This is a genomic window from Vreelandella titanicae BH1, from assembly GCF_000336575.1.
Classification (GTDB): Bacteria; Pseudomonadota; Gammaproteobacteria; order Pseudomonadales; family Halomonadaceae; genus Vreelandella; species Vreelandella titanicae.
Window position 1 is genome coordinate 114,517 of record NZ_AOPO01000010.1, and the last position, 14,311, is coordinate 128,827.

A 14,311-nucleotide genomic window follows, 5' to 3' on the forward strand; every position below is an offset into this window, starting at 1 on the left:
CCTCTAACGTAATAACTTAAGTATCATCGTTTGAGGATAGCCCTCTTTCTGCTTAAAAACACGAGGCATATGGCCACAGCTTGATCCATATCAAGCTCATATGATTTTGGCTCTTCGTCATTCGGTATGGAATTATTTCTGACAGTTGACCTGTGGGAGGTAGATTTAGCTCGCGACCGTTTAGGCTGCCAGCCTGACAACACCGGGGTACCTTCGGTACCCTTCGCTGAAGTGTCGGACCACCGCTGGAAGCGGGCTCCCACAACAGACAGTTGGCTTGGTGGTTTCTGTCTGAACCGTGAAGCACAAAATGTGCCGGTTACTATTAAATCCACATGAGATGACGAATAACCATGATTTTTCGGGGTCGTAAAATGACGTCACTATGAGGGAGTCTTTTTTCTCAATGACAAGGACAAGCATTGCCCCATTGCCTAGACCCCAGAGAAAACAGTTAGGCTTGGTGGATTCAGAAGGAGAAAACTTAAAACAAGATGACAACTCGGATATCTTAAGGCGTTACTGGCTCACAGTACCCAAATCAAGCGCCGCTGTAGGCTGACTTTATGCGGCTACTGGTGAGGGGAATAGCCAGGCTTTGGCTAATCACCTTTTTCATATGGGTATTCGTGGGTTTAGCGTTAAATTGCATCAAACGAGCGCGCCACTATCAATAAGTTTCACAACTAGGTCTTATTGTTGTTAGCTAATGGTAAGGTGCCATACTCTTTCACGGGCTGGATAGCAAAGTGACTGCGAATATCACTCACCCCAGGTAGGCGAAGCAGTGTCCCCGTTAGAAACGCCTCATAAGCCGCCAAACTAGGTACCACCACCTGCAGTAAAAAATCAGACTCCCCAGAGACTAAGTGCGCAGTGACGACTTCTGGCAGATTGACTACTGCCTCACGGAAGGCATTAGCCTGCTCTTCATGGTGACGTTCAACCTTGATACCCACAAACACCGTTAGCTCAAGCCCGACCCCTCGCCGATCAAGCTCAGCATGGTAACCACGGATAATACCGCTAGCTTCTAAGCGTCGCACTCGGCGTAAACAGGGAGATGGCGACAAGTTTACTTTCTCCGCGAGCTCCACATTCGTTAAACGGGCATCACCTTGGAGCAATGCAAGAATGCGGCGGTCGATAGCGTCTAACTGACCAATTGGCATGAGTGATTATTTTCCTGTTAAAAATTGACACAAAATACCAATAAATATCATTTTTAAAGTCAAAATGGCAAGAAAACGCTCATCTCTTTAAAGGTGCCATAGCGCTTGCGAAGACACTATTTGTGACCTTAAGGAAGCAGCGATGGAAATTGGTCTTTTTATTAGTGCATTAGCCATTGTTTACCTAATTCCTGGTCCCGATATGTTGCTTGTGTTGCATACCAGTAGCTCTCAGGGGCGTGGTCATGGGCTAGCCACAGCGCTAGGGCTAGGCATAGCCCGAGGGCTGCATGTGGCATTAGCAGGGTTGGGTCTAGCGGCGCTATTTACCGCCGCCCCGTGGCTATTTGATGTGGTTCGTTACTTGGGCGCAGCTTACCTGGTTTGGGTAAGTGTGCAACTTATCCGTAGTCGGCATAGCTCTGATAGTAATCATCACCAAGCATCACTCAAAGGCAGCTATTATCTAGCTTGGCGTCGAGGGCTTCTAACTAATTTGCTGAACCCGAAATCGCTGCTTTTTTGTTCGGTGTTACTGCCCCAATTTATACATACCCAGCAAGGTGCCGTCGCACTTCAGTTCACTTTACTGGGGGCGGTGCTAGTGGGGGTGGGGCTGCTCTATGATGTGCTATATGCTTGCCTGGGAGCGCAGATGCAACGCTGGTTTGCCAGCCAGCAGAAACGGCAAATATTTCAGCGATGGGTGTTTGGAACGCTGCTTATTGGCTTTGCGCTGCGGTTAGCCGCTTAAAATTGCTATCCTAGTGTAATAAAGCCCCGCAAGCAGACGCAGGACTTGGCCGCCAAGATGAATGAGGCTGATTAGGGAGGGAGGTTAGTTATTTTAGTCATTTCCTTAATCGCCTGGGCCACACTCCATACAGTGCTCAGTAATGGCAGGCCCTTGTTGGAGATTTGCCTGTAAATCGCGCAACCCTGACCTTAAACCCTCTTCAAGTACCGGATGGTAAAAGGGCATAGCGAGCATCTGGCTGACGGTTAGCTTTTGCTCCAGTGCCCAGGCAAGCAAATGGGCTATGTGCTCAACCTGGGGCCCGAATAGCTCCGCGCCTAAAAACTGTCCGCTGCCGTGCTCCGCATATAGCTCGAAATAACCTTTATGTTCCCCCATGACCAGTGCACGGCCTTGATCAGCAAAGGAAACTCCGCCTTCAGCTATGCAGCCGCAGCCGCCATAACGAGTGTCTAACGTAGCGCGACTCTCACCCACAATTGCCATCTGGGGTTCGGTAAATACAATCGCCAGGGGGACGTTACGCTGACCCACTTGCACATCATCCAAATGAGCGGCATTTCGTCCTGCGATTTTGCCTTCTGTGATGGCTTCGTGCAGTAGCGGTACCGACTGATTTGCATCACCTGCGATAAAAATATGGCTTGGTGTGTTTTGTGTACTTAGGCATTGCAAAGTAAAGCGATTAAATTCAGGTACGCCGTGTTTATTCAGCTTGAGTCCGGCCTGCTCGATGGCTAGCTGATCCACGTTGGGCCGACGCCCTGTTGCGGCCAGGACATACTCGAATGTTTCGGTGAGTTTTTGCCCCCGGTCACGTTCGAAAAACGTAATGGCAACGGCGTTATCGGTATGTTCAATCTTGTCGAGATTGGCATCAGGATCCAGATACAGCTCGCGATTGAATGTCTCGTCCGCCAGTTGCCGGAGTTTTTCAGATTGAAAAGGCCCAATCGCACCCCCCACGCCAAACGTACGAGTTCTCACACCTAATCGGCTAAGCGCTTGACCAAGCTCCATGCCAATAACGCCAGGACCGATCACAGCGACTGATGCAGGCAACGTTTCCCAGTTGAACACGTCATCATTAATGATTAACCGATCGCCAGCGCCTTCCAGCAGCTTTGGCCATGTGGGCCGCGAACCCGTGGCAATGATGATGGCCTCGGCGGTAAGCCGGGTATGCTCATCTATGACCAATGTATGTGGATCAATAAAACGCGCGTGGCCACTCAGCAGGTTGGATTCAGGAATCGTTTTCATCGATTTCAGTACATTACTGACGAAGCGATCGCGCTCATGTTTGACTCTTGCCATAACAGCTTCGCCATCGATCACTACCTGATTGGCAGTGACACCAAACATCTCCGCTTTGCGCGCATTGTGTGCTGCATTGGCAGCGGCGATGAGTAGCTTAGAGGGCATGCAACCCACTCGGGCGCAGGTCGTGCCATAGGTTCCTGCTTCTATTAGTACTACCTCGTCGGTATGCTTGCGTGCAGCGTGCCACGCGCTAAGGCCAGCGCTACCTGCACCAATAATGGCTATCTTGGCGTGTCGCTGTTGCATGACGTTGTCTCCTCTCGTTGTGTTGGCAAGAGTGGTGAGTTGGCTTCGGCGGGATGGGCCAGTGCCTGCCAAGCATCAAAAGTCGTAAAAAACACCTGCCCGGTTAGCTCGCGACAGAAGTCAGTGTGTTGTAACCGATCCATCACTGGCCCTTTTACTTCCGCTAGGTGCAGCTTGGCACCTGAATCGTTTAGTCGCGCGTTGATCGCCTCTAGGCTTTCGAGCGCAGACGCATCAATCACGTTAACTGCTTGGCAAGTCAGCACAATATGCTTAAGCGAGGGTGAGCGGGCGGCCAAGGCCATGACGGTGTCTTCCAAATAACGGGCATTGGCGAAGTATAGGCTTTCATCGATGCGCAGCATCGCAACGTTCTCATCGGTTTCGACCTGATGGCGCTTGACGTTACGAAAGTGCTCGGTGCCCGGCACGCGGCCAATCACCGCGCTGTGGGGCTGGCTGGTACGGTATAGATGCAGCCCAAGCGAGAGCACTACGCCGCTTATAATGCCTAGCTCCACGCTGTGCAGCAGAGTGAGCAGTAGGGTGGCCACCATGGCCAAGCCATCGCTACGGGAGTATTGCCAAGTACGTTTCACCGCCGGTAGGTCAATCAGCGTGCCGACCGCCACAATAATGGTAGCTGCCAGGGTCGCTGTGGGTAAGAATGCCAGTAGGTCGGTTAGCAGTAGTGTGGAAAGCATAATGCCCAGCGCCGTGAATGCTCCGGCCAGCGGTGTTGCCGCGCCTGCTTCAAAGTTGACTACCGAGCGGGAAAAACCGCCAGACACCGGCGAGCCGCCGCTGATACCAGCGCCCAGATTAGCCATGCCTAGTGCCATTAACTCTTGATTAGGATCTATACGCTGGCGGCGCTTGGCAGCCAGTGTTTGCGCCACCGATACCGATTCCACAAAGCCCACCAGGCTAATCAGCAGTGCTGCGGGTAATAGGCTAAGCCACAGCGATTGATCCAGGTTGGGCAGTGCAAGGGCAGGTAGACCGCTGGGTACCGCACCAACTAGTGCTACTCCACGCTGCTCTAGGTTTAGCCCCCAGGCCAGAAATGTGGTGACAATCACCGCCGAGATCGGAGCGGCTTTCACGATGAGCCCGGCAATGCTGGCAGAAACGCCGATAGCCGTCAGCCACGTATTTAACCGCTTGCGGCACATTAGCAGAAAGCTCCACACTCCTAGTCCGATCAGCAGTGTCGTTATATTGACCTGCTGCCACTGGCTCAGTAGCGCCCCTATAAGGTCAATGACGTTATGGCCAGATGCTTCTACGCCGAGTATATGTCTAAGCTGGCTAATCGCAATCAGTATGCCCGAAGCCGTTATAAATCCCGAAATTACCGGATGGCTCAAGAAATTAACTAAAAAACCCAGCCGCAGCACACCCATGGCGATCAATATCAGACCTGAAAGCGCCGCCAACACCAACGCTGCCCCAATGTATTCCGGGCTGCCAGGGGAAGCAAAATTACTCAGCGCCGAAGCGGTCATTAGTGCCGCTACGGCGACAGGCCCCACCGCTAAGCTAGCGCTGGTACCAAAAATGGCATACAGAACCAGTGGCAGCATGCTGGCATAGAGGCCCATTTCCGGCGGTAGCCCCGCCAAAAGAGCGTAGGCCAGCGCCTGCGGCACCAGCATTAGCGTAACAATTATCGCAGCCAGAGCATCCCGAGAGAGTAGCTTCCGGTTATAGCTGCGTAGCCAGCCGAACAGTGGCACCCAACGCTCAATGCTCATGTGACGTACTCGCCTGCTGATATGGCGTAATCACGACTAATGTCGTCGCACTGTTAGGTTTGTTGATCTTCGAGCCCTTGTCGGTGCTCTTCCAAATCGAAGCCTGCTGCTTTTGCAGCGTCAAATAGTTCAGCCAGGTCGCACTGCTCCGTTTGACGCTTAGCGTAGGCCCATAGATGGGTAGCCCGCTTACCGGTGCGGCAGAAAGCCAAAATAGGCCGGGGAAGTTGCTGTAACGCCTCAGCAAAGGCGGCAATATCCGCTTGGCTATAGTCACCGGGTGTGACAGGAATGTGCACCCACTGAAGGCCAATGTCTGCTGCTTTTCGACGGTAGGCGTCTTCACCCGTAAACTCAGCGCTTTCTCCAGGCTTGCAGTTACAAATAACCGTCTTGAAGCCTTTTGCTTTTACTTGCTCAAGCTCTTCTACCGTTAGCGCCGAGGTAATCTCGACATCGGTCTCTAAAGGCTGCGTTTGCATGGTCATGCTCCTTCTATCGTAGAGGTTCTGAAAATTAGTGGCTTATTAATCCCAAGCGGCGCCTTCAAGGGCATCCAGAGGAATTTTTAGGTAGCGCTTACCATTAGCTTCAGGCTCCGGCAGTCTTCCACCACGCGTGTTGACCTGTAGGGCGTGCAAAATCAGTTTGGGCATGGGCAATTCACTATCGCGCTTGTGGCGTAGAGAGAGGTAACCCGTTTCACTCATGTTGACTAAGTGTGGGTTATGTTTACGCTGCTCAGCGACCGTGCTTTCCCACTGGGGCTCGCGGTCATCGGGCATATAGTCGTGCCCGGTAAACAGCCGGGTGTTAGCGGGCAGCGATAGAATCTGTTGAATGGAGTGCCACAGTTCTTTGGCATCTCCACCGGGGAAATCCGCCCGAGCGGTACCAAAGTCTGGCTGGAATAGAGTGTCGTGCACGAAGGCCGTATCGCCAATCACATAGGTAATCGAGGCCAGCGTATGGCCGGGCGAGTAAAGTACGCGAGCATTAAGTTCACCGATGTTAAAGGTGGCGCCTTCACTAAACAGTGTATCCCACTGGCTGCCATCGGTAGGCATTTCTGGCCAGTGATAGATCTCCTTCCAAAGTGTCTGCACTTTGGTGACATGCTGCCCAATAGCCGTGGGAGCACCTGTTTTTTCTTTCAAATAGTGTGCTGCAGAGAAGTGGTCGGCGTGTGGGTGGGTATCGAGAATCCACACCACCGACAGCCCCTCTTTTTCGATATAGGTCAGCAGTTCATCGGCGCAGTGGGTCGCGGTTGCGCCGGACTTTTCGTCAAAATCCAATACGGGGTCGATAATCGCACACTGCTTGGTAGCGGGGTCGCTCACCACGTACTGGATGCTAAAGGTACGTGGGTCAAAAAAACCGGCGACATCGGGCTTGCCTGTTCCAGTGTGCTTTGAAAGCTTAAAGGTATTCATGCGTAGTCCTCCTAAGAATTGAGGGATATCAGGGTGAGGAGCTTTCAGCATTCAAGTGTCTTTTTGCAGAAGTACCAGTCGGTGTATTCATAGCCTTCTGATTGACGGGCTTCCGCATCTTGCGAGGTGTGGGGCGGTGGAACGATGACTGGCTGGCCGGGCAACCAAGCTTCTGGTGTCGCCACCCCATGCTCATCGCTTGTTTGTAAGGACTTAACCAGGCGAAGCACTTCTTCCACCGAGCGGCCGTTGGTCATCGGGTAGTACAACATGGCACGCAGTACACCCTCTGGGTCAATCACAAAAGTAGCGCGAACCGCAGCGGTGTCGCTGGCACCTGGCTGAATCATTCCGTAGGCATTTGCCACTTTCATGTTGAGATCAGCAATAATCGGGAAGGTAATTTCAACCCCGAAGTTATCTTTAATGCTGCGTGTCCAGGCGATGTGTGAGTGGATGCTATCGATGGAAAGGCCCAGCAACTCCGTGTTGACCTCTTTGAACTGTTCTTCGTAATTCGCAAATGCCGAAAATTCCGTGGTGCATACAGGGGTAAAGTCCGACGGGTGGGCGAATAAAACCAGCCATTTACCTAAATAGTCAGTGAGCGACTTTTCACCATGAGTGGTTTTCGCGGTAAAAGCCGGTGCTGGACGGTTAATTTGTGGCATTACTGGTTGGGAAGTTTCGTTGTACATGTCGAGCTCCTGAGAAGTGAGTTTTTATTTCAGGAATAAGAATAGATTATTTTGTTATTAATAGGTAATAGTACAGCATTATGGCGGTGATAGGGTGAGTGGTACTCATATTTACGTTAATCGCCGCTGAGAAAGTGAGTCGCGCCGATTGTCGAAGTCAGCTTGGGGGTACTTGCACGGCTGAACCGCATTTACCGCTGAACCATTCCTGGGCCGTGGTGGATCGTTGACTTAATGATCCGCTGGATCTGATCCGCCTGATAAGGGCGCTACTAGCTTGATAAACGCTTTGGTATGGATTTTACGATTATCTTCCTACCCCTAGGTGGCGAAATTTAGTATTGCGCGGAGTCTCTCGCGAGGGATATCTAAAGGCAGCCTGAGGCAAAACGCTGACTCAACGAGGACCTAGCCGAACAGGAAGCGGATAGGCGTCGGCATGGCGGGGATAAATCATCAGACGTTAACAGAGGCCATATCTGCCAGTGACTTAGCAACAAGTAGGGCGAGCCTCATTGGGCGTGAGGGTGATTTTTTGGTTTTTTTAACAGCAGCTAAATTTCAACTGTTTATATAGATGAACCAGGCTTAGGTGTAAGGCTTTCCTGCTTCATTAAGGGAGGTCAGTCAGCGCTTCAGGATGTTTTTCAGCTACTTGTAGCAGTGTACGTATATTTCCAGTAGGCACACAGTGGTTCTCAGCCGCGAAGCCTACTGGGGCTTACGTCCAGCGCTTAGCAAATTCTCCTTGAGAGAGCCCCATGCGATGGCGAATTTCTGCGGCCTTGAGTACTTCTACTTGTGTCTCTCGAGCTGGTTTGCCTTGCTTCATTTGGCCGTATGGATGCCAGCAGCGTATTGCCAAGCTCTTCACCGGTCATAAAGTCATCACTCTGCACCTTCAATCTCCTCCTCATTAATCTGTTTTAGGTCGACAGGGGTGAGAATAGATATTTTGGGAGGCGATTGAGCGCTCCTGAACAGTTGAGCGCGTCACCTCTGCTGACGTGAGTAACAGCACGTTATGTGCCTTTTATGCCATTGAGTCACGTTGCACCAAACGAATAAACATTAAATTATCAGTTGGTTAGATTAAGTAGCAGCATAGCCTCGGTGTGTTGAAAACCGGCATAGGTTAATAGACTATTCAGGATTCGGATCCCTGTTGGTAGGTTATATCCATAAATCATCTCCATTTTCGTGAGCAGACCTTGCGTAGTATCCTTACGGCGCTGGTGCTGCTTCGTTGGGTAGAGCAGCGAGGGGCATATCAAAACGACAAAATTCACAACAGAGTAAAGTATGGTAAGTCGCCACAAGGTTACTATCACCGACATCGCCGAACATGTGGGCATGACCAATATGACGGTGTCGCGTGCCTTGAATAATCCTGACAAGGTGAAAGTAGCGACTCGGGAGAAGATCCTAGCCGCTGCGAAGGAGTTGGGGTATGTCCCTAATGCTTTCGCTAGCCATCTTCGGAGTCGTAAGAACCGGCTGATTGGCCTAGTCACAGCAAGCGTGGATAATCCCTTTTATAGCGAGGTGATCAAGGCAGTTTCTCGTGCGGCCGAGGAGCGTGACTACACCATCATTCTGATTGATACAGATGGCTCGCCACAGCGCGAGGAAGTGGCGATCGAAACCCTGCTCAGCTATCAGGTAGCCGGCATCATCCTTTCGCCCGTCTCAGACGCTGCCGCCTATCACCCCGCTTACCTTGATCGCTTGCGTGCTACCCGCTTACCAGTGGTTATGCTGGATCGTACCTTGAACGTATCCGACTTCAGCCGTGTGGTACTGGACAACCATCTTGCCGGGAGTCTGCTTGGTGAACTGCTTGTGAAGAAGGACATCCGCCGGGTGCTTGCGTTGACGGGGCCGCGTGACTCGCGGATCACCCAAGACCGGCTGATCGGCCTGAAGACAGCCTTTGACGTGGCGGGCGTCTCCTTAGTGGTGGAGCAGCGCCCCGGAGACTACACCTTGCAACCGGCCTATCGCGATATGGCCGATTACCTACGTCAGGGAAAACTCCCCGAAGCCGTGTTTGGGTTCAATCAGCTGATTACTTTGGGCGCCATGCGTGCCCTGCATGATGCACGTGTGTCTCGGGACGATGTGATGGTATTGGGGGTCGACCGTTTGCCTTATGCTGATATCTTCGAGGTGTCAGTGCCTTGTGCTGCGCATGACACCTACCGGTTAGGGCACGAGGCATTTCACATACTCTTTGAACAGATTGAGGATCCCATGGCCGCCAGCCGTGAGGTCGTGATCTCCGCCACACTTATATCCTCCGGCGGTAACTGACTAGTCATCAGCTTTCGTCTTGCATCATACCCTCGGAGAGCACGAAGCGGTCGCGGTTGGCCCATAGCGGGTTGGCCGGACTTGGCGTAAGGATTCCCAATCGGCGGCTAGTTGCAGTTCAGGTTACGAGCTTAGAGAGTCGCCAAACGGTCGGCGATCAGTTCCTCCAGGCGTTCCTGATCATCGGCGAAGCGCCGTATCCCCTCGGCCAGTTTGTCATTGGCCATGGCATCCTTGTTGTGATCCCAACGGAAGGCGGACTCTGAGAGTGGGGTAGGACGAGGGCCACCGTTGCGTGTCATTAACACCTTGGGCTCCACCGCGCCCGTTGCGGTAGCGAGTTCCTCAAGCAGCGTAGGTGAGATGGTTAGTCGGGGGCAGCCGGCGAGCGCCAGCACCTGGTCGACAGTGCGAAAGCTCGCGCCCATCACCACGGTGTCGAAGCCGCCTTGGCTGACCCGTTCGCAGACGCCGCGCACGAATTGCACTCCAGGGTCGTTCTCGGGGGGGAAATCCTGGCCAGTCTCCTTTTTGTACCAGTCAGTGACACGGCCGACGAACGGTGAGACGAGGAAAACGCCAGCATCGAAACAAGCTTTGGCCTGGGCGTCGCTGAACAGCAGCGTCAGATTGCAGTTGATGCCCTCTTTCTCCAGCACCTCGGCGGCGCAGATGCCTTCCCAGGTTGATGCCAGCTTGATCAGCACTCGATCCTTGGACACGCCGCGTTGCTCGTAGAGCTCGATCAGCTCATGGGCCTTGCGTATGCTGGCCTGGGTGTCGAAGGACAACTTGGCGGCTACCTCGGTGGAAACACGGCCAGGCACCAGCTTGGCGATCTCGCTGCCCATGGCCACAGCAAGGCGATCTACGGCATGCGCTTCTCGCCGGCCGTTGTCCGTGGACTTGACCGCCGCGAGTTCCTGATCGATCAGTGCCTGGTAGCCCGGCAGATCGAAAGCCTTGAGGATTAGCGAGGGATTGGTAGTGGCATCATGGGGTTGATAGCGTTTGATGGCGTCAAGGTCGCCGGTGTCTGCGACCACCATGGAGTGCTGACGAAGGGCGTCGAGTCGTTGGGTCATGAAGTATCTTCCTCGAAATAAGTGGTCGGTTATGTAAGGCATAGGGATGGGTGTTCAGCCGTAATGGCCTGACAGTAACGGGCATAGGCCTGGTCATAGGCAGCGACGCGGTCGGGTTTGGGGTTCTCGTCAAGAGGCTCTGAGCACCACAATCCACACCGATATACATGTCAGGTTCCTTCTAACACAAGGGGCTAGTGAGACGTGAAACCACCATCGACCGGCAGGCAGGCTCCGCTGATCATCGACGCGGCCGGGCTGAGAAGAAAGGCAACCGGAAGGGCGACTTCCCTGGGAGTGGCAAAGCGCCCTAGGGGAATGGCGGCCAGCATCGGGTTGCGCTTGGCGGGATCGGCCCAGGCACGTTCGGCCATGGGGGTCAGGGTCACCGTCGGGTTGACACTGTTGACGCGGATGCCTTTGGAACCCAGCTCGAGGCACAGCACACGAGTCATGGCATCCATGGCTGCTTTAGACGCGCAATAGCCTAGGTGGCCGGGCAGAGCGGCCATGGATGCTTGGCTTGAGACGTTGACAATGCTGCCCTGACGGCCGTGCGCGATCATGTGGCGGGCCGCTTCCCGTGCCACCACGGCACTGGCAGTGACGTTCGTGTTCATAATGTTCTCGATATCCTTCGCCTTGAAATCCAAGACGTCGTCGAGGATCGAGATACCGGCACAATTGACCAGGCCATCGAGGACGGGCATCTCGACGAAGGCCGCGACAACTGCGGCCTCATCGGTGATGTCGACGGCCAGGGTGCGTGCCCCCAGCTCTTTCTCGAGTTTGGCTAGCTGATCCCGGTTGCGACCAAACAGCACCAGTTCGGCACCGAGTTCAGCCAGAGACCTCGCGATATCGAGGCCGATGCCGCTGGTCGCTCCCGTAACGAGGATGCGTTGGTTGTGGAGTTCGAAGTTCATGATGTGGCGTCACTCGCTCGATTTGTGATTGGCATTTAGCCGATGCATGATCGGCATGAGCAGGGTCTCAGGGAGTCCGCTTGCGGCTAATGTAGATCGCCAGCAGGATGATCAGGCCCTTGATGACGTTTTGAAGGTAGGGCGACACGCCCATCAGGTTAAGACCGTTGTTGAGCACGCCAAGCAGCATGGCGCCTACCAGTGTGCCTAAAATCATTCCTCGCCCACCGGTGATAGCGGCGCCGCCCAGTACTACGGCGGCGATGGCGTCGAGCTCGAAGCCGATCCCGGCGTTGGGTTGGCCGCTCATCAACCGAGAGGTCAAGATCAACCCGGCAATGGCCGCAGTCGTGCCACTCAGGGTGTAGACCAGCAACTTGTAGCGGGACACTCGGATACCGGATAGCCGAGTCGCTTCCTCATTGCCGCCAATGGCATACAGGTAGCGTCCGGTCGCAGTATGGTGGAGCAGCAAAAAGCCGAGTGCGTAGACGCTGATCATGATCAGTATCGGGGTTTCGATGCCGGCCAAGCTGCCACGACCAAAGAAGGCAAATTCCGGGGGGAGGCCGGAAATTGGGTAGCCTCCGGTGTATATCAAGCCAAGCCCGCGGGCAATCCCCATAGTGGCCAAAGTGACGATGATGGGTGGCATGCCGGCAAAAGCAACAAAAAAGCCATTGAAAGCTCCGAAGCCTGCACCTACCAATACGCCTAGCAGGATGGCTAGCGACGGAGGAACCCCCGCCACCATCAGCCCAGCCATTACCGTTCCCGACAAGGCCATTACCGGGCCCACGGAGAGGTCGATGCCGCCGGTGAGAATAGCTAGGCTCATCCCCACAGCTATGATGGCGATGATCGAGGTCTGACGCACCAGATTGGCTTGGTTGCTTATGGTTAGAAAGTTGTCGTTGATGGTCGACATGGCAATGAAAACGACGATGAAACCGATCAGCGGGTAGAAGATTGGAGTACGGCGCCAACTGGCCAGCCGCATCTTGAGGAGCTGGTGAGTGTTGCCGGGTATTGAGTCGAGCTGGCTCATGAGCTGAGTCCCCCCGTGGCGTGATGCATGATGGATTGTGAATTGAGATCGTTGCCTTGCAGTTCGGCGGCGATCTGTCCCTGGTAGAAGACCGCTGCGCGATCGCATAGACCAAGAATTTCCGGGAGTTCGGACGAAATCATGATGATCGACACGCCTCGGGCAGTGAGCTCTTTCATTAAGGCGTAGATCTCTGACTTGGCGCCGACGTCAATGCCGCGGGTGGGCTCATCGAAGATCAGCACCTTACACTGGTGGCCCAGCCAGCGGGCGATAACAACCTTCTGCTGGTTGCCGCCGCTGAGATTGCCCACTGGGGTTTCGGGGCTGGGAGCCTTGACACGGACTGCCTTCATCAGATCGGCGGCAGTACTGGACTCTTGGCGGCGCTTGATCAATGGCAAAGCACTCTGAAATTGTGCCAGATTGTTCAGGGTGATGTTTTCGCGACACGAGAACGGCAGGATCAATCCCTGGATCTTTCGGCTTTCCGGTAGAAGGCCGATCCCCTGCTTCAGGGCGGTGGCGGGGTGTAGGAGTTTAGTTGGCTTGCCCTCCATAAGAATTTTGGCATGCACGGGGCGCGTCGCACCGATCAGCCCCATAGCCAGTTCTGTGCGGCCCGACCCCACTAAGCCAGCAAAGCCCAGGATCTCGCCGCGGTAGAGCTTCAATGAGTGTTCGGGGCCATTGACGTCAAGGCGCAGGGATTCAATGTCTAATACCACATCGTTATAATCGGCATCGCTACGCTGTTCGGGATAAAGATTCTCAACACGGCGGCCGACCATTTTCTCGATTAGGTCGTCGGGGGTAGTCGAGACGACGTCGCAGTCGTCGACCTTCTCACCGTCACGCATCACGGTGACACGATCACAGATGGTGAATATCTCTTCCATGTGGTGTGATATGAATACCATGCCGACCTGTTGCTCGCGCAGTTTTCGCATGATGGTGAACAGGTGATCTGCTTCGCTAGGCGTGAGGGTTGCTGTCGGCTCGTCGAGGATTAGGATGCGCGCTTTCAGTGACAGGGCCTTGGCGATCTCGATGAACTGCTGGTCGGCGACACTCAAGTCGGCGATGGGGCGGTCTAAGGGGATCGAGACCTTGAGGCGGTCTAGCAGGTGCTGCGCCTCGGCGATCATGCTGCGCCGGTCTCGCAGCCCGAATCTGTTACGCAATTCACGCCCAAGGAAGATATTATCCACGGCGTCCAGGTCGGGGATCAGGCTGAATTCCTGGAAGATGATACCGATGCCCGCGTTGAGGGCGTCTTGGTAGCCATGGAAATTGCATACTTCGCCATTGATGTTGATCTCACCTTCATCTTGTCGGTAGATGCCGCAGAGAATTTTCATCAGAGTCGACTTGCCGGCCCCGTTTTCGCCAAGCAGGGCATGCACCTCGCCAGCATGGACATCGAGCGATACATCCGTGAGGGCCCTCACCCCGGGAAATGACTTCGAGATGTGTCTCAGGGAAAGTAATGGAGTCATAGGGATACCCTCGTGCGCCGCCCGTAGGGGGCAGCACACGTCATCATCGTC

The 14,311-nt window shown here is 54.0% G+C and carries 12 protein-coding genes; 2 read left to right on the top strand and 10 right to left on the bottom strand.

Annotated features, from left to right (window positions below):
* Positions 1-686: 686 nt before the first annotated feature.
* Positions 687-1,172 (bottom strand): Lrp/AsnC family transcriptional regulator, encoded by a 486-nt coding sequence (locus HALTITAN_RS17070; RefSeq protein ID WP_009287839.1) that lies wholly within the window; start codon positions 1,170-1,172, stop codon positions 687-689.
* 142 nt (positions 1,173-1,314) lie between these two features.
* Between HALTITAN_RS17070 and HALTITAN_RS17075 the strand changes: the two genes are divergently transcribed.
* On the top strand, positions 1,315-1,926 hold the full coding sequence (locus HALTITAN_RS17075) for a LysE family translocator (RefSeq protein ID WP_009287840.1): 612 nt from the start codon (positions 1,315-1,317) through the stop codon (positions 1,924-1,926).
* 105 nt (positions 1,927-2,031) lie between these two features.
* Here HALTITAN_RS17075 and HALTITAN_RS17080 read toward each other — a convergent pair whose 3' ends face one another.
* Genes HALTITAN_RS17080 through HALTITAN_RS17100 form a run of 5 tightly spaced genes read right to left on the bottom strand, consistent with a single transcriptional unit; the run spans position 2,032 to position 7,389 of the window.
* Positions 2,032-3,498, bottom strand: coding sequence for a dihydrolipoyl dehydrogenase (locus tag HALTITAN_RS17080; RefSeq protein WP_039859860.1), 1,467 nt, complete (start codon positions 3,496-3,498; stop codon positions 2,032-2,034).
* Positions 3,474-5,255 (bottom strand): SulP family inorganic anion transporter, encoded by a 1,782-nt coding sequence (locus HALTITAN_RS17085; protein ID WP_022523403.1) that lies wholly within the window; start codon positions 5,253-5,255, stop codon positions 3,474-3,476. Before HALTITAN_RS17085 ends, HALTITAN_RS17080 begins: the two co-directional genes overlap by 25 nt.
* Before the next feature lie 53 nt (positions 5,256-5,308).
* On the bottom strand, positions 5,309-5,737 hold the full coding sequence (locus HALTITAN_RS17090; protein ID WP_039859863.1) for a protein tyrosine phosphatase family protein: 429 nt from the start codon (positions 5,735-5,737) through the stop codon (positions 5,309-5,311).
* Positions 5,738-5,782: 45 nt separating this feature from the next.
* Entirely contained in the window at positions 5,783-6,691 is a 909-nt protein-coding gene (locus tag HALTITAN_RS17095) for an MBL fold metallo-hydrolase (RefSeq protein WP_022523405.1), read from the bottom strand.
* Between the two features lie 44 nt (positions 6,692-6,735).
* A complete protein-coding gene (locus HALTITAN_RS17100; RefSeq protein WP_027959482.1) occupies positions 6,736-7,389 on the bottom strand; it encodes a peroxiredoxin in 654 nt (217 codons plus the stop codon).
* 1,302 nt (positions 7,390-8,691) lie between these two features.
* Between HALTITAN_RS17100 and HALTITAN_RS17105 the strand changes: the two genes are divergently transcribed.
* Positions 8,692-9,702, top strand: a complete 1,011-nt coding sequence (locus tag HALTITAN_RS17105; protein ID WP_009287841.1) for a LacI family DNA-binding transcriptional regulator — start codon at positions 8,692-8,694, stop codon at positions 9,700-9,702.
* A gap of 131 nt (positions 9,703-9,833) precedes the next feature.
* Here HALTITAN_RS17105 and tal read toward each other — a convergent pair whose 3' ends face one another.
* The 4 genes from tal to HALTITAN_RS17125 all read right to left on the bottom strand — a co-directional run bounded on the left by tal (position 9,834) and on the right by HALTITAN_RS17125 (position 14,260).
* Positions 9,834-10,787 carry a transaldolase gene (tal, locus tag HALTITAN_RS17110; protein WP_022523410.1) on the bottom strand — a complete coding sequence of 318 codons (954 nt, stop codon included), beginning with the start codon at positions 10,785-10,787 and terminating at the stop codon, positions 9,834-9,836.
* A 194-nt stretch (positions 10,788-10,981) separates the two neighbouring features.
* Positions 10,982-11,713, bottom strand: a complete 732-nt coding sequence (locus HALTITAN_RS17115; RefSeq protein WP_039859866.1) for an SDR family oxidoreductase — start codon at positions 11,711-11,713, stop codon at positions 10,982-10,984.
* Positions 11,714-11,780: 67 nt separating this feature from the next.
* The gene (locus HALTITAN_RS17120; protein ID WP_039859869.1) at positions 11,781-12,761 is read right to left on the bottom strand and encodes an ABC transporter permease; all 981 of its coding nucleotides are present in this window, start codon (positions 12,759-12,761) and stop codon (positions 11,781-11,783) included.
* Entirely contained in the window at positions 12,758-14,260 is a 1,503-nt protein-coding gene (locus HALTITAN_RS17125) for a sugar ABC transporter ATP-binding protein (protein ID WP_039859871.1), read from the bottom strand. Before HALTITAN_RS17125 ends, HALTITAN_RS17120 begins: the two co-directional genes overlap by 4 nt.
* Positions 14,261-14,311 lie beyond the last annotated feature (51 nt).

Coding starts and splice junctions, on each gene's coding strand:
- HALTITAN_RS17075 (WP_009287840.1), top strand. CDS start 1,315: ATGGAAATTGGTCTTTTTATTAGTGCATTAGCCATTGTTTACCTAATT.
- HALTITAN_RS17125 (WP_039859871.1), bottom strand. CDS start 14,260: ATGACTCCATTACTTTCCCTGAGACACATCTCGAAGTCATTTCCCGGG.
- HALTITAN_RS17080 (WP_039859860.1), bottom strand. CDS start 3,498: ATGCAACAGCGACACGCCAAGATAGCCATTATTGGTGCAGGTAGCGCT.
- HALTITAN_RS17070 (WP_009287839.1), bottom strand. CDS start 1,172: ATGCCAATTGGTCAGTTAGACGCTATCGACCGCCGCATTCTTGCATTG.
- HALTITAN_RS17105 (WP_009287841.1), top strand. CDS start 8,692: ATGGTAAGTCGCCACAAGGTTACTATCACCGACATCGCCGAACATGTG.
- HALTITAN_RS17115 (WP_039859866.1), bottom strand. CDS start 11,713: ATGAACTTCGAACTCCACAACCAACGCATCCTCGTTACGGGAGCGACC.
- HALTITAN_RS17090 (WP_039859863.1), bottom strand. CDS start 5,737: ATGCAAACGCAGCCTTTAGAGACCGATGTCGAGATTACCTCGGCGCTA.
- HALTITAN_RS17120 (WP_039859869.1), bottom strand. CDS start 12,761: ATGAGCCAGCTCGACTCAATACCCGGCAACACTCACCAGCTCCTCAAG.
- HALTITAN_RS17100 (WP_027959482.1), bottom strand. CDS start 7,389: ATGTACAACGAAACTTCCCAACCAGTAATGCCACAAATTAACCGTCCA.
- tal (WP_022523410.1), bottom strand. CDS start 10,787: ATGACCCAACGACTCGACGCCCTTCGTCAGCACTCCATGGTGGTCGCA.
- HALTITAN_RS17095 (WP_022523405.1), bottom strand. CDS start 6,691: ATGAATACCTTTAAGCTTTCAAAGCACACTGGAACAGGCAAGCCCGAT.
- HALTITAN_RS17085 (WP_022523403.1), bottom strand. CDS start 5,255: ATGAGCATTGAGCGTTGGGTGCCACTGTTCGGCTGGCTACGCAGCTAT.